A 22,394-nucleotide genomic window follows, 5' to 3' on the forward strand; every position below is an offset into this window, starting at 1 on the left:
TTTAATGAGAGAGTTTAATGTAATAACTGAATTTAAGAATAGTATTAATGCAAATAATATTGAAATTTATATTTATAAAATGAGAGTAAGGGATTTTGAAAATAAACATAATGAAAATTATGATATAGTTAAGGAATTAATTAAGCTAAATAACAATCCTACTATAATTTTCTATGAACAATATATTGCTTCATTTATTGAAATACAAAATTGGGGTAGTGAGAAATATATTGATGTAGAGAAGAGAATTATAACTTTAGATAGTAATGAAAAAAAGATATTGGAAAGATTACTATTAAAAGAAATAAAAGATAGTATAGATAAAGAAAAATATAAGGTTATTAAAAATTCAATTTATATTAACAAACCAGTATATTATGAAAAAGGAATAAAGATAGATAGATATTTTAATTTTGACATTAATATAAATTGTAATAATGAGATTATTATAGGCTTTGATGCAAAACATATTTTTGAATATATAAATACACTAGAGTGTGAGATAAAGAATGATAATGTAAAAATAGGAGATAAGGTTAAAGATTATTTTTATAATTTAACTTATGAATATGTTGGCATAGCTCCATTTACTATAAGTGAAGCTAATGAATATATGGGATGTTCTATAATAGATTATTATGAAAACAAAAATCAAGGTTATATAGTAAATAAGCTACCAAAAGATATGAAAGCTGTATTAGTAAAAAACAATAAAAATAGTATATTTCCTTACATACCAAGTAGATTAAAGAAAGTATGTAGATTTGAGAATTTACCACAAAATGTACTTAAAGATTTTAATAATAGAGTTAAGCAAAAAACAAATGAAAAGATGCAGTTTATGGTTAGTGAAGTTATAAATATAGTTAAAAATAGTGAGCATATAATTTAAAGAAATAAAAATTGATAATGAAGATATATTCAGTTATGAACTAAAGAAAATAGCGTCTAATTACAATGAAACCACTATAGTTATTTTAAGTGAAGAAAATCTAAGTAAATATTACAATATAATAAAGAAAACATTTAGTGGTGGAAATGAGATTCCAACACAGTGTATTGGATTTGATACTCTTAGTTATAATGAAAAGAATAAAGATAATATTTTTTTAAATATATTATTAGGTATTTATGCTAAAAGTGGTATACAACCTTGGATTTTAAAAGAAAAGCTAAATTCAGATTGTTTTATAGGTTTAGATGTAAGTAGAGAAAATAAAGTTAATAAAGCAGGAGTTATTCAGGTTGTAGGCAAGGATGGTAAAGTATTAAAAACAAAAGTTATTTCAGCATCACAAAGTGGTGAAAAGATAAAGTTGGAAACATTAAAAGAGATAGTTTTTGAAGCTGTAGGTTCATACGAAAATGCATATGGATGTAGACCTAAGCATATTACTTTTCATAGAGATGGAATAAGTAGAGAAGAACTTGAAAACTTAAAAAATACTATGAATAATTTAGAAATAGAATTTGATTATATTGAAATAACTAAAGGTATTAATAGAAGAATAGCAACAATATCGGATGATAAGCAGTGGAAAACAGTTATGGGAAGATGCTATTATAAAGATGATTCAGCATTTATTTGTACAACTAAACCATACGAAGGAATGGGCATGGCTCAACCAATAAGAATAAGAAGGGTATTTGGTTCTTTAGATATAGAAAAAATTGTTGAAGATGCATATAAATTAACTTTTATGCATGTTGGTGCAATAAACAAGGTAAGATTACCTATAACAACATATTATGCAGATTTAAGTTCGACTTATGGAAATAGAGATTTAATACCAAGTAACATAGATACAAATTGTTTATATTTTATTTAATATGAAAGAGTCACAGACAAATCTGTGGCTTTTTAATATTAAATAGAAGATTAATAGTTTTTAAAATAGTATATAATTGAGATAATAACTTTATTTATAGGAGAAATTTTTATGAAAAATAAAATAAAAGATATTTTAAATATACATGACACTCTTCCAATATTATTTGTAGGAGCAGGATTATCTAGAAGATATTTAGGTTTAGAGAATTGGGAAGGTTTATTAAGATATTTAGCTCAAAGAATATCAGATAATGAATTTGGATTTGAAATGTACAATAGTATGGCTGAGTCGTCTACAATTCAAGTTGGATTATATCAAAAAATTGCTGAGTTAATAGGAAATGATTTTTCAAAGAAATGGTTTATTGATGATAAATTCAAAGAAGTAAGAGAAGAATATAGAGATGATATTAAAAATAAAGTATCACCTATTAAGATACAAATAGCAAAATATATAAAGGATAATAGTTTAAATTTTGTAGAAGATCAAAAAAGTGAACTTGAGTTATTAAAAAAAGTTGGTAAAAAGAGTATTGCAGGGGTTATAACTACTAATTATGATTTGTTATTAGAAAATATTTTACTAGGATATAAAACATATATAGGACAAGAAGAATTAATTTTTTCACAACTACAAGGTGTTGGTGAAATATATAAAATACATGGATGTTGTACAAATCCATCTTCAATAGTAATAAATGAAGAGGACTATAAAGAGTTTGATGATAAAAATGCATACTTAGCATCTAAGATACTTACTCTATTTTTAGAACATCCAATAGTATTTATGGGGTACTCTATAGAAGATGAAAATATTAGAAATATATTAAAATCTATAGTGAGATGCTTATCTAAAGAAAATTTAAAAAAGTTAAAGAAAAGATTAATATTCATTGAATGGAGTTCTAATGATGAAAGTGAAATATCATCTCATACATTGAGCTTTGATGATGGAAAAGTAATTGAAATGACTAAAATTAAATTAAATAGATTTGAAGCATTATATGAGGCTATGTTAGAAAATAAAGCTAAATATTCTGCTCCCATATTAAGAAAACTTAAACAAGATATATATGAATTAGTTTTAACTAATGAAGCAACAGAGAAAATGAAAGTTGTAGGATTAACAGAAGATGATAAATTAGAAGATATTGAAGTTGTATTAGGTGTTGGTATACTTTCAGAATTAGGTAAAAAGGGATATGAAACATTTAGTGCAGAAGAAATTTATAATGATATAGTATTTAATCATAAGGATATAAATCCACAAATGATAGTTGAAACAAGTCTACCTAATTTGCTTAAACAGCATAGTAAAAGCATTCCAATATACAAATATATTAAAGAATTTAATGGAGTTTTACCTAGTATAGTAAGCCAGTCAATAAAAACAGAATTTGATGATTTTTTAAATAAAACATTAAAGGAAAGAAGAGAGAGTTTAAATTTAGGAGAGTTTACTATAAAAGATTTAAGAAAAGATTATGGTGATATGAGGTGTTTAGAATATATACCTCTACTTAATAAAGATAAAATATTTATAGAAGAATTGAGTGAATTTTTACAGTATATATTAACAGAATATCCAAAGTTATTAAGTACAGAAGGGAAACAGAGTGATAGAACAAATTTAAAGCGATTAATAAGAATTTATGACTGGATAAAGTATTACAAATAAATTAAAGAGCCCTAATTTAAGCAAGGAACATTCACTTACCTAAATTAGGACCCTTTATAACGATCAGTAAAAAGTACTATATTTTATTAGCAAAATCACCAATAAAATATGCACTATTTATTACATATGCAATTATAATTAAATTATACATTAAATTTGAAAAAAAGCAATAGAAATTAGGGGGATTGGCATGTCGTACTTAGGAAATGAAGAAACCTTAGTAGAGCTACCAGCAATTGAATATTTAGAGAATAAATTAGGCTATAACTTTATTCATGGAAAAGAATTAACTTCTATAAGTGGAGAAAGAGACTCTTTAGCTGATGTTGTATTATCTAAAAGATTAAAAGCTTCATTAAGAAAGCTTAATCCTTGGATGAATGAAGATAATTTAGATAGAGCAATAAGATATATTAGTAGAGCTAATAGTTTAGGAACAGGTTTATTAGAGATAAACGAAAAGATTTATGATGCTCTTGTAGATTTAACTTTTACTGTTGAGCAGGATTTACATGGGGATGGTCAAAAGAAGCATCACACTGTTCATTTTATAGATTGGGATAATGTTGATAACAATGACTTTTTAGTTGTTCGTCAATTTGAAGTTCAAACTTTAAGTGGAAAGTCTATCTTCCCTGATATAGTTATTTTTATAAATGGTATTCCTGTAGTTGTTTTAGAAGCTAAGTCTCCTTTCTTAGAAAAAGGAAATAATGAGAGCATTGGAAAAAAACAAGCTTTTGAACAATTAAGAAGATATATGAATGTTAGAGATGAAGCTTTAGGTGAAGGAGCTCCAAGATTATTTTATACTAACTTCTTTACTGGAATTTTAAATAGATATAATGCTTATGTTGGAACAATAAGCTCAAAATATAATCACTATTCACAATGGAAGGACCCACATCCATTTAAGAAAGAAGAGATAGAAAACTATAAAGATTGTGGACAAAACATATTTATTCAAGGATTTTTAGAAAAGAAAAATTTACTTGATTTAATGAGAAATTTTATTGTCTTTGAAGCTGATAATGGAATTGTTATTAAAAAGGTTTGTAGATATCAACAGTTCAGAGCTGTTAATAAAGCTATAGATAGAATTGTTAATGGAAAAGATAAGCTTACTAGAGGTGGAGTTGTTTGGCATACTCAAGGTTCTGGTAAGTCTTTAACTATGGTTTTCTTAGCTAGAAAGATAAAGAGAACTAAAGGGTTAACTGATTCTACAATAGTTGTAGTTACAGATAGAATAGATTTAGATAAGCAAATTTATGCAACATTTGATAGAACTTTATCTAAAATAACTACTCCAGTTAGAGCAGATAAAATTGATATTATGAAGAAGCTATTATCTAATCCACAACCACAAATAATAATGACAACAATACAGAAGTTCCAAAATGAAACTGAAGAAAGAGAAGTATTATTTGAAGATAAAAAAATTAAACAAAAATATGCTGTAGATTATCCTCTTTTAAGTACAAAACAAAATATTATTGTTTTATCTGATGAGGCTCATAGAAGCCAATATAAAGACACGGCAGCTAATATGAGAACTGCATTACCTAATGCTGTTTTTATTGGATTTACAGGTACTCCGATAGATAAAGAAGATAAATCAACACCAAGAACTTTTGGTGGATATATAGATAAATATTCTATTAAATCAGCAGTTGAAGATGGAGCTACGGTTAAGATTGTTTATGAAGGCAGAAGACCTGATTTACAAGTAGTAGGTGATTCTTTAGAAGAATTATTTGACCAAGCTTTTAGCGATAGAACTGAAGAAGAAAAAGAAGCTATAAAAGCAAAGTATGGAACTAAGAAAACTATTGTTGAAAGTGAAGAAAGAATTAACGATATAGTAGTTGATTTACTTAATCATTATAAGGAGCAAATACTTCCAAATGGATTTAAAGCTCAAATAGTATGTGTTTCAAGAGAAGCTTGTGTTAAGTATTATGATGCTTTAAATAAACACATGCCAGAAATATTAGGTGAAGATTTTGAAGCTAAAGTAATATTCTCTGGAGATAATAATGATTTACCACATTTAAAGAAACATTTTACTACAAAAGCAGAGCAAGAAAATCTAATTAATAGATTTAAACAACCTATAAATAAAGATAAACTTTGCTTCTTAATAGTAAAAGATATGCTTTTAACAGGCTTTGATGCTCCAATTGAGCAAGTTATGTATATAGATAGACCACTTAAGGAACATACATTACTTCAAGCTATAGCTAGAGTTAATAGAACTTGTACTAGGGAAGTTGAAGTAACTTTAGAAAGTGGTAAAACTACAAAAGAAAATATTATAAAACAATGTGGATATGTTGTTGATTATTATGGTATTTCCAACTTCTTAGAAGAAGCATTAGCTATTTTTGATAAAGAAGATTTAGGTAAGCCTATGGAATCATTAGATGATTTATATAATGAAATGCTTTCTTATAGAGAGGCTATAATGTCTATGTTCAGAGGTATAAATAAAAACAATTTAGATGAGTTAGTTAATAAAATTGAGCCTGATGATAAAAGGGCGGAATTTGAGCTTATGTACAAAAAGTTTTCTGGAGCAGTAGAAAGTTTATTACCTGCTCATGTAGATACAGATATTTTAAATGATTTAAGATGGCTTTCTTATATTAGAGCTGCTGCAAAAGCTAAGTTCAATCCAAGTGATTCTATAGATATTTCAGATTGTGGTGAAAAGGTAAGAGAAATAATTGAAAATCACTTAAAATCTCTTGGAGTTAGGGGATGGATTGAACCTATAACTTTATTTGAAGATAATTTTAAAGCCAAAGTAAATACTCTAAAATCAGATGAAGCACAAGCATCAGCTATGGAACATGCTATAAAGCATATTATTAATGTAAAAATAAAAGAGAATCCAGTTTACTATGAATCCTTATTTGAAAGACTTCAAAGAATTTTGGATGAAACTAAAAATGACTGGATTGCAAGAAAGAAGCAACTAGAAGAGTTTATTAAAAATGATGTTGAAACAGGAGCTTCTAATAAAGCTAATGATTTAGGACTTGATGAAAAGGAGTTTGCTTTCTTTGAAGTTATTAGAAAGTATTTAGAAGATGATGCAAATGAATTTAAACTTAAAGAAGAAGAGGCAACATATATTAGCGATGAAACAATGGAAATTTCCAAGGAAATAGCGAAAGATGTCAAAGCTGTGGTTAAAGATAATTACGTTATTGATTGGGTAATTAATCAAAGTAAAACTAATGATATTCAAAGAGCTATTAAGCTTATGATAATTAAGAAATATGCTAAGAGAATTCCTAGAGATGTTAGGGAAAAGATAATGGAACCATTATTAAATTTAGCTAAGATACATTTTGATGTATTAAATTAAAGAGGCGATAAAAATATGAAGTACAGTGTTAAGTACGGAACTAAAAATATAGAATTCAATGTTGAATTTAAGAATAGAAAAACAATGAGTATTTCTGTTGAGCCACCTAAGAAAATTACTGTAGTGGCTCCGGTAGGTACCAGTGAGAAAGAAATTAAGGAATCTGTTAAGTCTAAAGGAGCTTGGATAGTTCAAAAGCTTTTTGAGTTTAGAAATATTGAGAGTAAAAGAGTTAATAGAGAGTTTGTAAATGGAGAATCTTTTATTTATTTAGGAAGAAATTATTCTCTACAAATTCATGTAGATGAAAATTTACAGAATGGATCAAGTGTTAAATTATTTAGAGGAAAATTTCATGTTTATGTTAAAGAAAAGAATGATGAATTAATAAAAAAAGCCATGGAAGCTTGGTATAGGGAAAAAACTGATGAACAGGTAAAGAAAAGAATTAAATATTATCAGAAGTTCTTCAATAAAAAGCCAAGTGCCATAAAGGTTAAAGAACAAAAGAAAAGATGGGCTAGTTGCACTTCTAATAATGAACTTTTATTTAATTGGAGATGTGTAATGGCTAAATCTACAGCTCTTGATTATATAATTGTTCATGAGATGTGTCATATGTATTATATGAATCATTCACAAGAGTTTTGGGATTTAGTTTCTTCTGTAATGGCTGATTATGAAGTAAGAAAAGAATGGCTTAGGGATTATGGGATAAAAATGGATTTATAATTAAATATAAATCTAAAGATTACAGAAGGGGATTAGGATTTTATGATAAAAACAATTAAGAATTTTGTTTGCGAAGGAATTATAGTAGCCATAATAGTTGGTGTAATTTTAGATTATAAGAATATACCATCTTCTTTATTATTTTATTGATAATAGCAATGATTTTGTTAATTAAAGAATTAAAAATAGCATTAATATTAAATTATTAACTATAATTATTAGAAAATATAGCAACAATAATTCTAAGAAAAATTAGTTTTATGAAAAGAACTTACATTAACTGATATTGCATGGTTAGAATTTACTCCATTAATGGATAGTAAAATTAGTAAAGATAAAGTAATAGAGTCTGCACTAGAGTTAAGTACAGATATTAGTGATAAAGATGTGAAAAACCAATGTCAAACTATTTTATTATCATTGGCATTAAAATTTAATATTGAAATTAGTGATGAATTAGGAATGAAGATACGTATGTCACCATTAGGGCAAAAGATATTTAATGAAGGAATTGAAGAAGGAAAAATTGAAAAACAAAGAGAAATAGCAAGAAATTTACTAGATGTATTAAATGACCAAATGATTGCAAAAAAATGTGATTTATCATTAGAAGAAGTAAAGCAGCTTAGAAAAGAATATGAGAATAAGAAATAAGATATGGACATAGATTTTTCTATAACCATATCTTATTTTATTTATTAAGCTGATAATTCTCCAGAATAACCTTGAGATAAAAATCTAGGTGAAGTAAGTTTTATTCCAATGGCGCCTATAGGAGCTGTAATTAATACGCTTAATATGGCTAAAGCTTGCATTATTTCTCCACCAGCTATACCCATTTGTAGTGGAATACCAGCTTTGGCAGATTGAACAGTTGCTTTAGGAAGATAAGCTATTACACAAAAGATTCTTTCTTTTATACTTAAATTTGTACCTATCAATGAAATAAGGACACCTATGGAGCGAATACTTAAGGAAATCATAAGCATAATAACTCCAATCCAGATATATTCACCTACTAAAGTAGGGTTTATGGCCATTCCTACAAAAGCAAAGAGATATAGTTTGCCGTACTTCCATACAACATTAATTTTATCTTGTATATTCTTAGCAGTATCACCTAAATATGTTCTTAAAAAGAAACCATAAATCATAATTGTTAATAATGAATTAAAACCTCCTAAATGAAAATAGTTTTCCACAAATCTTATTAAAAGACAAAGAGAAAATGTGGATAATACTCTTATGTTTTGTGAATTAATATTTTTTAATAAGGCTTTAGTGGCTAATGATAAAATCCAGCCAATAAAAATACTGATAATAATAGTTAAAGGAATAGAAATAAGTTCATTAATAATAGAAACAGATTCACCATTTATACCTGCAAAATAAATGCTGATAAAAGTAGTAAACAGTGTTATGGCTACAGTGTCATCAGCAGATGCTCCAACTAAAAGCATTTGAGGAATAGCTTTATCCTGTCCTATTTTTCTATTTATCAAATCTACCATGGAAGGAACTAAAACAGCTGGACTTACAGCTGCAATAATAAATCCAAGTATGGCACCTTGTACAAAGGTGAATTTTAAAAATATGGTTGCTAAAAAAGCAATGGTCAATCCTTCTAATGTGGCAGGAACAACACTTAATAATATTGCAGGGCGTCCAATTTGCTTCATTTGCTTTAAGCTTATGCCAAGTCCGCCAATGAAAAGTACAGTAACTAAGGCAATATCCTTTAATGTAGGAGCTATATTTAAAGTTGCTTTTGGCACAAGATTAAGAAAAGAAGGACCTATAATCATTCCAATAAGAATCATGCCTATAAGAGAAGGTAATTTTAATTTTTCAGCTAGCTTTCCGCTAAAATGTGCTAAGAATCCTATTAAAATTAAGCTTAAAATAATTAGTATAATTTTAGTTAACATAAGAAACCTCCAGTTTAAAATAATAAAAAAAGCTAATGAATTCCACAACAAAAAAAGTTGTAGAAGTCATCAGCTATTACGCAGTTTTGATATTAATCAAGGGAGAACTTCATTCCCTACGTTAATGAATTATATCAAAATCTATCTTAGTATTCAATATATAAATAAGAAGTAAAAATAGAGGAAATATATGTAAAAAATATAGAGATATGGTATTATATACATATAAGTAAGAGGTAAATGGAGGAGAAATAATGAAAAAGGTTATATTAGCAGCAGTTATAGGAATATCAGCAATGTCTTTTGTTTCCTGTGGAAATACTGAAGTAAATGAAGATAATATTAAAAATAAATATAATGTTGATGAATATGTTGAAAAGGGAGCCACTGTAGAAAAATATTTGCCATCAGGTTCAGTAGTTATGAAGGATTCTAAAGGAACGAAGTTTTATTTAGGTAAAGATAGTTCCTATAAAGTAGCATTAAATGATGAGGGCATAATACTACCATATGTGGATGTAAATGATAATGTTTATTATTTTGATAGTTCGGTAAAAGCTTTACCAGAAGGCTTTGAAAGGTCAGGAAGAATAAGTAGTTATGGTGGGAGTGAAAATTTAGTGAAAAGTGATATTAAGGATAGTTATTCTTTTATTCAGAGTTTAACAGTATATAGTAATCCAAAAGAAAAAGATCTTATATATACACAATATAGAGGTGAAGATACCTATGATGTATGGAAAGTTTATGAAGAGCTATAATTAATCTAAGATTAAAAATAATATTATGGAAAATAAAGTCATAAAAAGTGTAGAATAGAGGGAAGTAAATTAATGAGTAAGATTTTTTTAGTGGATTGTGAAAATGAATTTAATGATGATTTTATAGAGCTGTATAATGCTAGAAAAGGAGATGAAGTACATTTTTTTATATCTCCAAATGCCCATAAGATAGATGGATATTTAATGAATAAACTAAAGGAAAAGCAAATAAAGTATTGGTTTGAAGAATGTGTAGTTGATGAAGATAATGATATGGGGAAATGCCTTATAGCCTTTTTAGGAGTTATGATATCTAGGTATCCCTTAAGTGGATGTGAATTTTATATTGTTTCTAATGATAAAGGATATGAAAATCCTGTTACCTTTATAAAAAATACCATTAGAGGAAATTATGAAGTCAATTATATTAATACATTTAAGGTAAGAAATAAGGATATAGAAACAGCTATAACTGAAATTCCTGAAATAGTTTTAGAATAATATAGTAATGATACACATATAATTTTAAAAATAACATAAGCACAAAATATTTATGATTTTAAAAGGGAGTAGTTTAAATTATAGCATCAACAATCCCGGCATTGCCTGGTGCTATAAGCCACCTAATGGTAACGAGACTTTTAATATAATTCTTAGGAATTAAGAATTATATTAAAGGTCTTTTTTATTTATCTAAAAATATTATTTAATAAATGAATGGAGGGATTATATGGAAAAGTTATATGCTAAAGATAGTGAAACTATATTAAAAGAATTTCAAACTACGGAAAAGGGGCTATCAGATAAGGAAGTAGAAAAAAGAATGGAAAGCTTCGGTAATAATGCTTTAAAAGAAAAAAAGAGAAAAGGTATTTTGAAAGTATTTTTCAATCAATTTAAGGATTTATTAGTAGGCATATTAATAGTTGCTGGAATTATATCTATAATTACCGATAATGTTGAAAGTACTTTAGTTATTTTTGTAGTAATACTTCTAAATGCAATTCTAGGAACTGTGCAATATTTTAAAGCAGAACAGTCATTAGAAGCATTAAAATCACTTACAGCAGCAAAATGCAGGGTTATAAGAAATGGAGTGAAGCAGGAGATATTATCTAAAGATATTGTGCCAGGAGATATTTTGTTTTTAGAGGCAGGGGATCTTATTGCAGCAGATGGTAGAATAATAGAAAATCATTCATTGCAAGTAAATGAAAGCTCTCTTACAGGAGAATCTTTAGCTGTTGAAAAAAGTGTAGAGGTACTTAGTGATGGGGAAATACCATTAAGTGAACGAAAAAATATGGTCTTTGGAGGAACATTAGTAACTTATGGACGAGCAATAGCTGTAGTAACTGCCACTGGTATGGATTCAGAGTTAGGAAAGATAGCAAATTTAATGGAAAATACTAAAGCTAAAGAAACACCATTGCAAAAGTCATTAGATAAGTTTAGTGGAAAGTTAGCTATAATAATAATTACCATATGTATTATAGTATTTGTTTTAGAAATATACAGAAATGAAAGTATATTAAATGCATTGATGTTTGCTGTAGCATTGGCTGTGGCGGCAATTCCAGAAGCACTAAGCTCAATAGTAACGATTGTATTAGCTTTAGGAACAGAAAAAATGGCAAAAGAAAATGCCATAATTAAAGATTTAAAAGCAGTTGAAGGATTAGGAGCAGTTTCAGTAATATGTTCCGATAAGACAGGAACACTTACACAAAATAAGATGACTGTACAAAAGGTTTATGTAGATAATAATCTTATTGAAGGACGAGAGCTTAAAAAAGATAATTTAGCACATACATTCCTAATTAATAATGCCCTTCTTTGCAATGATTCAGTAACAGTAGAGGGTAAAGAAATTGGTGACCCTACAGAAGTTGCTTTAGTAAATTTAGGTGAAGAACTTCATTTAGATGAACTGGTTATACGTGAAAAGTATCAGCGAATTTCTGAAATACCTTTTGATTCAGATAGGAAACTAATGAGTACGGTAAATATAGTAAATAATAAGAGCGTATTATTTACTAAAGGTGCGTTAGATGCATTAATTAATAAAGTTAATTATTTGACTACTTCTGATGGTGTAAGAAGGTTAAGTGATGAAGAAAGAAAGAAAATAATACTTGTAAATAAGCAATTATCAGAACAGGGGCTTAGGATTTTAGCCTTTGCTTATAAAGAATTGCAAGATAGAGAAGAAATAACAAAGGAAGATGAAAATGATTATGTATTTACAGGGCTTATTTCTATGATAGATCCACCAAGATTAGAAAGTAAAGATGCTGTTTATAAATGTATAATGGCAGGAATTAAGCCAGTTATGATCACAGGTGATAATAAAGTTACAGCAGTGGCTATTGCTAAGGAAATTGGTATAATGTCAAAAGGTGATATAGCTATTGAAGGACTTGAAATTGATAAATTAAATGATGAACAGTTAAAAGATAAAGTGAAAAATATAGCTGTTTATGCCAGAGTTTCTCCGGAACATAAAATTAGAATTGTTAGAGCTTGGCAGGCACTAGGAGAAATTGTAGCAATGACAGGTGATGGAGTTAATGATGCTCCTGCACTAAAGCAAGCAGATATAGGAGTGGCAATGGGCATAACAGGAACAGAAGTATCCAAGGATGCAGCCTCTGTAATACTAACAGATGATAATTTTTCAACCATAGTTAAGGCAGTTGAAAATGGTAGAAATATATATAACAATATCAAAAATTCTATAAAGTTTTTATTATCAGGAAATCTTTCAGCCATAATAGCTGTTCTATATTCAGCTATAATTAATTTGCCTATGCCTTTTGCAGCAGTACACCTATTATTTATAAATTTATTAACTGATAGTATGCCAGCTATAGCTATTGGAATGGAAAAAAGTAATGGTAATTTATTAAGGGAGAAACCAAGAGGTAGAAATGAAAGTATTTTAAATAAAGAATTATTAAAAATAGTAGCATTTGAAGGTATTATAATATCTATTTTTACTATAATATCTTTTTATGGTGGAAACCCTCATTTAAATCCTAAAGCGGCATCTACCATGGCATTTTCAACATTATGTCTTGCAAGATTATTTCATGGATTCAATTGCAGAGGAAATAAATCTATTTTTAAATTAGGAATTACTACAAATATATATACTATATTTGCATTTTGCATAGGAGTGCTTTTATTAAGTATAGTTTTGTTTATGCCACCTTTAAAGCAGGTTTTTAATGTTGTGTCATTAAGGGGTAATCAGTATTTGTTATTAATATTTTGTGCAATTATGCCTACAGTAATTATACAATTGTTAAAAATAATAGTTTTGTATAAAAAAGTTCAAAATAAGTAATAAGGAAGCCCAGAAGTTTATGGGCTTCCTTATTAATATATAATAATTTTTTAATCATTATTTTAAAAGGGAATACTAGTAGTAACAATTTTTTTAAAAAATATATAAAATTGTTGACAATAGAAGGTAACAAGCATAATATATAAATATAAACATATGAACAATTATTCATATGAAAAAGAGGTGCAGTTATGGAAAATAATGAAAGAAAAATTGAAAATTGTAATGGAAATATAATTCATGAAGATATTGTAGTAAGAGTTAAGGATAAATTACCAGCAGAAGAAACACTATATGATTTGGCAGAACTTTTTAAAGTTTTTGGAGATACAACAAGGATTAAGATAATATGTGCACTATTTGAATCAGAAATGTGTGTATGTGATTTATCTTGTCTTTTAAATATGACTCAATCAGCTATTTCTCATCAACTTAGAGTTTTAAAGTCAGCTAGATTAGTTAAGTTTAGAAGAGAAGGAAAAGTGGTTTATTATTCATTAGACGATGAGCATATAAAACACATATATGATGCAGGATTAAATCATATAAGCGAATAAAAGGGAGGATGGTTATGGAAAACAAAGAAGAATTGCAATTGACTTTAGAAGGATTAAATTGTGCTAATTGTGCAAGGAAGATTGAAGAAAAAGTTGGCAAGATGGAAGGAGTAAAAGAAAGTAATTTAAATTTTACAACTACAACATTAAATGTAAAGCTAGAAAGAAAAGTTAAGGAAGAGCATGCCATAAATGAAATTAAAAAGATAGTTGAAGCATTAGAACCTCATGTTAAAGTAGAAAAAAAGGTCTCTGGAAAAACAAATGTACAAAGGGCAAAATTTGAAGTAAAACCAACCCTTATAATTGGTACAATATTATATTTAATTGCTGTAATTGGTGATTTCCAAGGAACCTTAGGATTAATATTATTTGGAGCTAGTTATTTATTAATAGGTGGAGAAGTTGTTCTTACAGCAATTAAGAATATAGCCAAAGGACAGGTATTTGATGAAAACTTTTTAATGACTGTGGCAACTATAGGAGCATTTACTATCAATCAATATCCAGAAGCTGTAGCAGTAATGTTATTTTATGAAATAGGAGAAACTATTCAAGGGTATGCTGTTAATAAATCTAGAAGTTCTATATCATCACTTATGGATATAAGAGCTGACTATGCAAATCTTATTATAAATGGAAAAGAAAAAAAAGTATCACCTGAAACAGTGAAGGTTGAAGATGTGATTTTAGTTAAACCAGGAGAAAAAATTCCTTTAGATGGCATTGTTGTTGAAGGAGAAAGTTTTGTTGATACTTCTGCACTTACAGGAGAGTCAGTTCCTAGAAAAATTGCAGTTAATGATGAAATATTATCAGGTGGAATAAATACCAATGGTGTATTAAAGGTTAAAGTAACTAAAAAATTTGGTGAATCTACAGTTTCAAGAATATTAGAAATGGTAGAAAATGCAGCAAATAAAAAAGCCAATACAGAAAAATTTATAACTAAATTTGCAAAAGTATATACACCTATAGTTGTAGCTTTAGCAATATTAATAGCTGTAGTACCATCAATATTTATAAAGGATGCTTTATTTTCAACCTGGCTTTATAGAGCATTGGTATTTCTTGTTGTTTCTTGTCCATGTGCTTTAGTTGTTTCAGTACCTTTATGCTTCTTTGCAGGTATAGGTGGAGCTTCAAAAAAAGGTGTACTAGTTAAAGGTAGTAACTATTTAGAACTATTAAAAGATTTAGAAACTGTTGTATTTGATAAGACTGGTACTTTAACAGAAGGAGTATTTAGTGTTACAGAAATAAATACTAATGGCATTGATAAAGAAAAACTTATTGAAGTAGCAGCTATGGCTGAAAGTTTTTCTAATCATCCAATAGCTATTTCTATCATAAAAGAATATGGTAAAGAAATAGATAAGGAAGTTATAAAAGAGTATAAAGAAATATCAGGACACGGAATAAAAGCTGTAATAAATAATGAAGAAGTGCTTGTAGGGAATTCAAAGTTAATGAATGAATTTAATATTTTATATAATGAAGTGGATTCAATAGGAACAGTAGTATATTGTGCTATAAATGGAGAATTTAAAGGTAGTATAGTGATTTCAGATAAGATTAAGGAGAATGCAGTTGAAGCTTTAATAAATCTAAAGAAAGCTGGAGTTAAAAAGACAGTAATGCTTACAGGTGATAATAAAAAGACGGCATACAAGGTTGGAGAAAAGATTAATATTGATGAAGTTCATTCAGAGTTACTACCATTAGATAAAGTAAGGGAAGTAGAAGAACTTCTGAAAAGATCTAATAAGAATGGTAAACTTGCTTTTGTAGGTGATGGAGTAAATGATGCACCTGTACTTGCAAGAGCAGATATAGGTATTGCCATGGGAGGGATTGGATCAGATGCAGCTATTGAAGCAGCAGATATAGTATTAATGAAAGATGATATAAATGCTTTAGTAGATGCAATAAATGTGTCAAAGAAAACTAATAAAATATTATGGCAAAATATAGTTTTTGCACTGGGAATAAAGATATTAGTTATGGTACTTGGAACATTTGGCATAGCTAATATGTGGACAGCAGTATTTGCAGATGTAGGAGTAACCATAATTGCCATAATTAACTCTACTAGATGCTTTCGATAAATATTGACAAAAATCATCAACTTAACTATAATAAAGAAAGTCGAGAACATTTTAGGCATAGGGATGCATACAAAATTATTTTGTATCTTTATATAGAGCCGTTTGTTTAGGCATTTGGCTTTATATTTAGCTAGGGAGACTTATGTATAACGGATCTGCTACGTTATACATAAGTCTTTATTTTTATAATATATATTTAAAAAATGCTTAAAATAAGCTTATAGAAATAGTTGAGTTAATTGTTGGTTAAATTTTGAAAATGTATGAGGGAATATAGATTTAGAAAAAAAAGTATGTTATTATATTATCAAAGTATTTAAAGTTATGGGAGATACAGGGTAATAGAAAATATATTTTTAGGATAATTAAATTATCATAATGTTAGGTAAAATATAGGAAAGTGAGAGAATATACTATGGAAAAGAAGAAAAATGTTTCTATGGCAGTAATAAAAAGAATGCCAAAATACTATAGATATTTAGGAGAACTTGTCAAAAATGATGTTGATAGGATATCTTCAAAAGAATTAGGTGAAAAAATAGGTTTTACTGCTTCTCAAATAAGACAGGATTTAAATAACTTCGGAGATTTTGGTCAACAAGGTTATGGATATAATGTAAAAGAGTTGCATAATCAAATAGGAACTATTCTTGGTGTAGGAAAAGAATATAATGCAGTACTTATTGGAGCAGGAAATATAGGGCAGGCAATAGCAAATTATAGTAGGTTTACAGATATAGGTCTTGGAATAACAGCAATTTTTGATGCAAATCCAAAACTAGTAGGTATGAGAATAAGAGATGTTGAAATAAAAGATATAGATGAACTTAAAGAATATTTAGAAGAAAATAATATAGATATGGGAATTCTTTGTGTTCCTAGAATAAATGCACAAAAAGTATGTGATGTTTTGGTAAATGGTGGAGTTAAAGGCATATGGAACTTTGCACCAATAGATCTTCATGTACCAGAAACTGTTAAGGTAGAAAATGTTCATTTATCTGAAAGTTTATTAACTTTAGTTTATCAGATGAATAAATAAGAAATCATAGAAAAGATCAATAGTAATATTGTTCTTTTTTTATGTTAGTGAATGGAAAATAAAGTTGCAAATGTAAAAAAAAGTTATTATAATTAGAGTGTAATTAAGAATTAAATTAAGATTCACTTTATAAAAGGTATAAATTTTTTTGTTGATATTTGTTATATAATTAACAAATAGTATGTGGGATTGATGTATAGGGAGGCAACTATGGAATTTAATAATGTTCTTTTAGAAAAAGAGGGTAATATTGCTATTGTAACAATAAACAGACCTAAAGCTTTAAATGCTTTAAACTCTGAAACTTTAAAAGAGTTAAATGCAGTGATAGAAGATTTAGAAAATGATAAAGAGATTTACTGTGTAATTTTAACTGGTTCAGGAGAAAAATCCTTTGTTGCTGGTGCTGACATTTCAGAAATGAAAGATCTTGATTCAAAAGGTGGAAAGGAGTTTGGGTTACTAGGTAATAAAGTATTTAGAAGACTTGAAAATTTAGATAAACCTGTCATAGCAGCAATTTCAGGATTTGCTTTAGGAGGAGGATGTGAACTTGCAATGGCATGTGATATAAGAATTGCATCTGAAAAAGCTAAGTTTGCGCAACCTGAGGCAGGACTTGGTATAACTCCTGGGTTTGGTGGAACTCAAAGACTTCCAAGACTTGTTGGTGAAGGAAAGGCAAAGGAATTAATCTATACGTGTGTAATGGTAAAAGCTGATGAAGCATTAGCAATAGGATTAGTAAATAAAGTTGTGCCTTTAGATAAATTAATGGATGAAGCAAGAACTATGGCTAAAGCTATATGTTCCAATGCACCAATAGCTGTTAAAACATGTAAGGATGCTATAAATAGAGGTATGCAAGTGGATATAGATAAGGCTATAGAAATAGAGGCAGGGGATTTCGGAAGCTGCTTTGATTCTTTAGATCAAAAAGAAGGAATGAGTGCATTTCTAGAAAGAAGAGAAAAGAATTTCCAAAATAAATAATAATTTGTTTTAAATAAATGTGTTTAAGTATGTATAAGGGCAATTTATGGGAGGTAAAAGTATGAATTTTACATTGACTAAGGAGCAAGAATTAGTTAGGCAAATGGTTAGAGATTTTGCAGTTAATGAAGTTAAACCAATAGCTGCTGAAATAGATGTAACAGAAAGATTTCCAATGGAAAACGTTAAGAAAATGGGAGAGTTAGGAATGATGGGAATTCCTTTCCCTACTGAATTTGGTGGAGCTGGTGGTGATGTATTATCTTATATCCTAGCAGTGGAAGAGCTATCAAAAGTTTGTGCTACTACAGGAGTTATTCTTTCAGCACATACATCACTTTGTGCTTCATTAATAAATGAAAATGGTACTCCTGAACAAAAAGAAAAATATTTAAGAGACTTATGTACAGGAAATAAGATTGGTGCATTTGGACTTACTGAACCAGGAGCAGGTACAGATGCAGCAGGACAACAAACTACAGCAGTATTAGATGGAGATAACTATATATTAAATGGTTCTAAGATATTTATCACTAATGGGGGCGTAGCTGATACATTTATCGTATTTGCCATGACTGATAAATCAAAGGGTACTAAGGGAATATCAGCATTTATTGTTGAAAAAGGCTTCCTAGGATTCTCAATAGGAAAGAAAGAGGACAAGCTTGGTATAAGAGCATCTTCTACTACAGAGCTTATATTTGAAAACTGTGTAGTTCCAAAGGAAAATTTAATTGGTAGAGAAGGAAAAGGTTTTGGTATAGCAATGAAAACTCTTGATGGAGGAAGAATTGGTATAGCTGCTCAAGCATTAGGAATTGCAGAAGGTGCTTTAGAGGAAGCTATTAAATATATGAAGGAAAGAAAACAATTTGGTAGACCTATATCAGCATTTCAAGGATTACAATGGATGGTTGCTGAAATGAGCACAAAAATTGAAGCTGCTAGATTCTTAGTATATAAAGCTGCATGGTTAAAAGAAAATAAACAACCATATTCAGTAGATGCTGCTAGAGCAAAATTATATGCAGCAGAGGTAGCTATGGATGTTACAACTAAGGCTGTTCAATTATTTGGTGGATATGGATATACTAAGGAATATCCAATGGAAAGAATGATGAGAGATGCTAAGATTACTGAAATTTATGAAGGAACTTCTGAAGTTCAAAAGATGGTTATTTCAGGAAGCTTATTAAAGTAATTAAGGGAGGCTTAAAATAATGAATATAGTAGTTTGTTTAAAACAAGTTCCAGATACAACTGTTGTTAAAATAGATCAAAAAACAGGAACATTAATTAGAGAAGGTGTTCCTTCAATAATAAATCCAGAGGATAAGCATGCCTTAGAAGCTGCACTATGCTTAAAAGAAAGTCATGGAGGAAAAATTACAGTAATAAGCATGGGACCTCTTCAAGCAAAGGATGCTTTAAGAGAAGCTTTATGTATGGGTGCAGATGAGGCAATATTAATTACAGATAGAGCTTTTGGTGGAGCTGATACATTAGCTACATCAAGAACAATAGCATCAGCCATAAGAAATTTAGATTATGATGTTATATTTGGAGGTAGACAAGCTATTGATGGTGATACAGCACAAGTTGGTCCTGAAATTGCTGAACATTTAGAAATACCTCAAGTAACATATGTACAAGATGTTAAAGTAGAAAGTGATGGATTATTAGTTAATAGAGCATTAGAAGATGGATATGAAATAATTAAGGTTAAAACTCCAGTACTTTTAACTGCTATAGCTGAATTAAACCATCCTAGATATATGAATGTTGGAAGGATATTTGCCACTAAGGATAAAGAAATAACTGTATTTACAGCAAATGATCTTGATATTGATGCATCACAAATAGGATTAAAGGGATCTCCAACTAAAGTTAAGAAATCTATGACTAAAGAAGCTAAAGGTGCTGGAGAAGTGGTAAAGGAAAGTGCACCAGAAGCAGTTTCATATGTTTTAGGTAAATTAAAGGAAAAGCATTATATCTAGGATTGCTTAAGGGAGGAATTGAAAAATGAATATAGCAGATTATAAAGGTATTTGGGTTTTTGCTGAACAAAGAGAAGGTAAATTACAAAAAGTTTCTTTAGAGTTATTAGGAGAGGGAAAGAGACTTGCAAATGAATTAGGAGTTAAGCTTACAGCAATATTATTAGGAAATAATGTAGAAGGATTAGCATCTACTTTAGGAGAACATGGTGCTGACGAAGTACTTGTGGCTGAAAGTCCAGAATTAGAACATTATACAACTGATGGCTATACAAAAGTAATTTGTGATTTGGCAAATGAAAGAAAGCCAGGAATTATATTTATTGGGGCTACATTTATTGGAAGAGATTTAGGGCCAAGAGTAGCTGCAAGATTATCAACAGGGTTAACTGCTGACTGTACTTCATTAGCAGTAGAAGTTAGTAATGGTGCTTTATTAGCTACTAGACCAGCTTTTGGTGGTAACTTAATGGCTACAATTGCATGCCCAGATCATAGACCTCAAATGGCCACTGTAAGACCAGGGGTTTTTGCTAAATCTACTGAAAAGAATACTGAATTCGTTGTGAAAAATGTTAAAGTTCAAATAGAATCTTCAGATATAAGAACTCAAGTTTTAGAAATAGTTAAAGCTAATAAAGAAATAATTGATATCGGTGAAGCTAAGGTAATAGTTTCAGGGGGAAGAGGAGTAGGTTCTGAAGAAAATTTTGGATTATTAAAACAGTTAGCTGATATTTTAGGTGGTGTTGTGGCTGGATCTAGAGCAGCTGTTGAAAAAGGATGGATAGATGCAGCATATCAAGTTGGACAAACAGGAAAAACTGTTAAACCTATAATATATGTAGCTTGTGGTATTTCAGGAGCTATTCAACATGTTGCTGGTATGCAAGATTCAGATATGATTATAGCAATTAATAAAGATGAAACAGCTCCAATTATGAATGTTGCTGACTATGGAATAGTTGGAGATTTAAATAAAGTAATACCAGAAATGATTACTCAATTAAAAGAAATTCAAGAAGCGTAAAAATTAAAAATGAAGAAAAAACTAGTTTAGAATTTTATCAATAATTTTTCATTATTCATTAAAAGTTATGGAGGGGAATTGAATGGAAAAGATTTTTGTTTTAGGTGCTGGAACTATGGGAGCAGGAATAGTTCAAGCTTTTGCTCAAAAAGGTTATGAAGTTATTGTAAGAGATATAAAAGATGAATTTGTTGAAAGAGGATTAGCTGGAATTAATAAAAACTTAAGTAAATTAGTTGCTAAAGGAAAAATGGATGAAGCTACAAAGGAAGTAGTTCTTTCAAGAATATCAGGAACAACTGATATGAACTTAGCAGCAGATTGTGATTTAGTTGTAGAAGCAGCAATAGAAAATATGGAAATTAAAAAATCTATATTTGCAGAATTAGATGGTATTTGTAAGGAAAGCACAATATTAGCTTCCAATACATCTTCTTTATCAATAACTGAAGTGGCTTCAGCTACTAAGAGACCTGATAAAGTTATTGGAATGCACTTCTTCAATCCAGCTCCAGTAATGAAACTTGTTGAAGTTATTAGAGGAATAGCTACATCAGATGAAACTTTTAATACTGTAAAGGAATTATCAGAAGCTATAGGAAAGAATCCAGTTGAAGTTGCAGAAGCTCCAGGATTTGTTGTTAATAGAATACTTATTCCAATGATTAATGAAGCATCATTTATCCTTCAAGAAGGAATTGCTTCAGCAGAAGATATAGACACAGCTATGAAATATGGTGCAAATCACCCAATGGGGCCTTTAGCACTAGGAGATTTAGTTGGTCTTGATGTATGCTTAGCTATTATGGATGTATTATATAAAGAAACAGGAGATACAAAATATAGAGCAAGTAATATATTAAGAAAATATGTTAGAGCTGGTTGGCTTGGAAGAAAGAGCGGAAGAGGATTCTTTAATTATCAATAATAATTAAGAATTAAAAATTAATGAGGGGTTTCCTTAAGGGGAAATTCCTTTTTATATTTTAAAGAAACTCTATGAGTTTTC

At 28.9% G+C, this 22,394-nt stretch carries 18 protein-coding genes and 1 riboswitch; of the genes, 17 read left to right on the plus strand and 1 reads right to left on the minus strand.

Annotated features, from left to right (window positions below; translation table 11 throughout):
• Positions 1 to 4: 4 nt before the first annotated feature.
• The 6 genes from BHW04_RS03635 (at position 5) to BHW04_RS03660 (ending at position 8,271) form a co-directional block, all read left to right on the plus strand.
• A complete protein-coding gene (locus BHW04_RS03635; RefSeq protein ID WP_302630832.1) occupies positions 5 to 892 on the plus strand; it encodes a hypothetical protein in 888 nt (295 codons plus the stop codon).
• Between the two features lie 82 nt (positions 893 to 974).
• Complete coding sequence (locus tag BHW04_RS03640) at positions 975 to 1,829, plus strand: Piwi domain-containing protein (RefSeq protein WP_302698943.1); 855 nt, start codon at positions 975 to 977, stop codon at positions 1,827 to 1,829.
• Positions 1,830 to 1,940: 111 nt separating this feature from the next.
• Entirely contained in the window at positions 1,941 to 3,509 is a 1,569-nt protein-coding gene (locus BHW04_RS03645) for an SIR2 family protein (protein ID WP_302698912.1), read from the plus strand.
• Positions 3,510 to 3,699: 190 nt separating this feature from the next.
• Entirely contained in the window at positions 3,700 to 6,885 is a 3,186-nt protein-coding gene (locus tag BHW04_RS03650) for a type I restriction endonuclease subunit R (RefSeq protein ID WP_302698914.1), read from the plus strand.
• A 15-nt stretch (positions 6,886 to 6,900) separates the two neighbouring features.
• Positions 6,901 to 7,617, plus strand: a complete 717-nt coding sequence (locus tag BHW04_RS03655) for a M48 family metallopeptidase (protein WP_022212066.1) — start codon at positions 6,901 to 6,903, stop codon at positions 7,615 to 7,617.
• A gap of 312 nt (positions 7,618 to 7,929) precedes the next feature.
• Positions 7,930 to 8,271, plus strand: a complete 342-nt coding sequence (locus BHW04_RS03660) for a hypothetical protein (RefSeq protein ID WP_302698916.1) — start codon at positions 7,930 to 7,932, stop codon at positions 8,269 to 8,271.
• A gap of 44 nt (positions 8,272 to 8,315) precedes the next feature.
• Here BHW04_RS03660 and BHW04_RS03665 read toward each other — a convergent pair whose 3' ends face one another.
• Positions 8,316 to 9,545, minus strand: coding sequence for a cation:proton antiporter domain-containing protein (locus tag BHW04_RS03665; RefSeq protein WP_302698917.1), 1,230 nt, complete (start codon positions 9,543 to 9,545; stop codon positions 8,316 to 8,318).
• A 53-nt stretch (positions 9,546 to 9,598) separates the two neighbouring features.
• Positions 9,599 to 9,671: riboswitch (Fluoride riboswitch) on the minus strand.
• A gap of 128 nt (positions 9,672 to 9,799) precedes the next feature.
• Here BHW04_RS03665 and BHW04_RS03670 point away from each other — a divergent pair.
• The 11 genes from BHW04_RS03670 to BHW04_RS03720 all read left to right on the plus strand — a co-directional run bounded on the left by BHW04_RS03670 (position 9,800) and on the right by BHW04_RS03720 (position 22,313).
• On the plus strand, positions 9,800 to 10,306 hold the full coding sequence (locus BHW04_RS03670; RefSeq protein ID WP_022212069.1) for a hypothetical protein: 507 nt from the start codon (positions 9,800 to 9,802) through the stop codon (positions 10,304 to 10,306).
• A gap of 72 nt (positions 10,307 to 10,378) precedes the next feature.
• Positions 10,379 to 10,807, plus strand: coding sequence for a PIN domain-containing protein (locus tag BHW04_RS03675; protein WP_022212070.1), 429 nt, complete (start codon positions 10,379 to 10,381; stop codon positions 10,805 to 10,807).
• Positions 10,808 to 11,036: 229 nt separating this feature from the next.
• Positions 11,037 to 13,655: a calcium-translocating P-type ATPase, PMCA-type gene (locus BHW04_RS03680; protein WP_302698919.1), complete on the plus strand. Its 2,619-nt coding sequence runs from the start codon at positions 11,037 to 11,039 to the stop codon at positions 13,653 to 13,655.
• A 191-nt stretch (positions 13,656 to 13,846) separates the two neighbouring features.
• Positions 13,847 to 14,212 (plus strand): ArsR/SmtB family transcription factor, encoded by a 366-nt coding sequence (locus BHW04_RS03685; protein WP_302622933.1) that lies wholly within the window; start codon positions 13,847 to 13,849, stop codon positions 14,210 to 14,212.
• Between the two features lie 14 nt (positions 14,213 to 14,226).
• Positions 14,227 to 16,320 carry a heavy metal translocating P-type ATPase gene (locus tag BHW04_RS03690; RefSeq protein WP_302698921.1) on the plus strand — a complete coding sequence of 698 codons (2,094 nt, stop codon included), beginning with the start codon at positions 14,227 to 14,229 and terminating at the stop codon, positions 16,318 to 16,320.
• A gap of 415 nt (positions 16,321 to 16,735) precedes the next feature.
• Positions 16,736 to 17,362, plus strand: coding sequence for a redox-sensing transcriptional repressor Rex (locus tag BHW04_RS03695; RefSeq protein ID WP_302698922.1), 627 nt, complete (start codon positions 16,736 to 16,738; stop codon positions 17,360 to 17,362).
• 210 nt (positions 17,363 to 17,572) lie between these two features.
• A complete protein-coding gene (locus BHW04_RS03700; RefSeq protein ID WP_302698924.1) occupies positions 17,573 to 18,355 on the plus strand; it encodes a short-chain-enoyl-CoA hydratase in 783 nt (260 codons plus the stop codon).
• Positions 18,356 to 18,416: 61 nt separating this feature from the next.
• Positions 18,417 to 19,556, plus strand: a complete 1,140-nt coding sequence (locus BHW04_RS03705; protein ID WP_022212075.1) for an acyl-CoA dehydrogenase — start codon at positions 18,417 to 18,419, stop codon at positions 19,554 to 19,556.
• Positions 19,557 to 19,575: 19 nt separating this feature from the next.
• Positions 19,576 to 20,355, plus strand: coding sequence for an electron transfer flavoprotein subunit beta/FixA family protein (locus tag BHW04_RS03710; RefSeq protein ID WP_022212076.1), 780 nt, complete (start codon positions 19,576 to 19,578; stop codon positions 20,353 to 20,355).
• A gap of 25 nt (positions 20,356 to 20,380) precedes the next feature.
• Positions 20,381 to 21,385 carry an electron transfer flavoprotein subunit alpha/FixB family protein gene (locus tag BHW04_RS03715; RefSeq protein WP_302698926.1) on the plus strand — a complete coding sequence of 335 codons (1,005 nt, stop codon included), beginning with the start codon at positions 20,381 to 20,383 and terminating at the stop codon, positions 21,383 to 21,385.
• An 82-nt stretch (positions 21,386 to 21,467) separates the two neighbouring features.
• A complete protein-coding gene (locus BHW04_RS03720; RefSeq protein WP_302630821.1) occupies positions 21,468 to 22,313 on the plus strand; it encodes a 3-hydroxybutyryl-CoA dehydrogenase in 846 nt (281 codons plus the stop codon).
• The last annotated feature ends 81 nt before the right edge of the window (positions 22,314 to 22,394 follow it).

The organism is Clostridium sp. 29_15 (genome assembly GCF_001916075.1).
In the GTDB taxonomy this organism is placed as follows: Bacteria; Bacillota; Clostridia; order Clostridiales; family Clostridiaceae; genus Clostridium; species Clostridium lentum.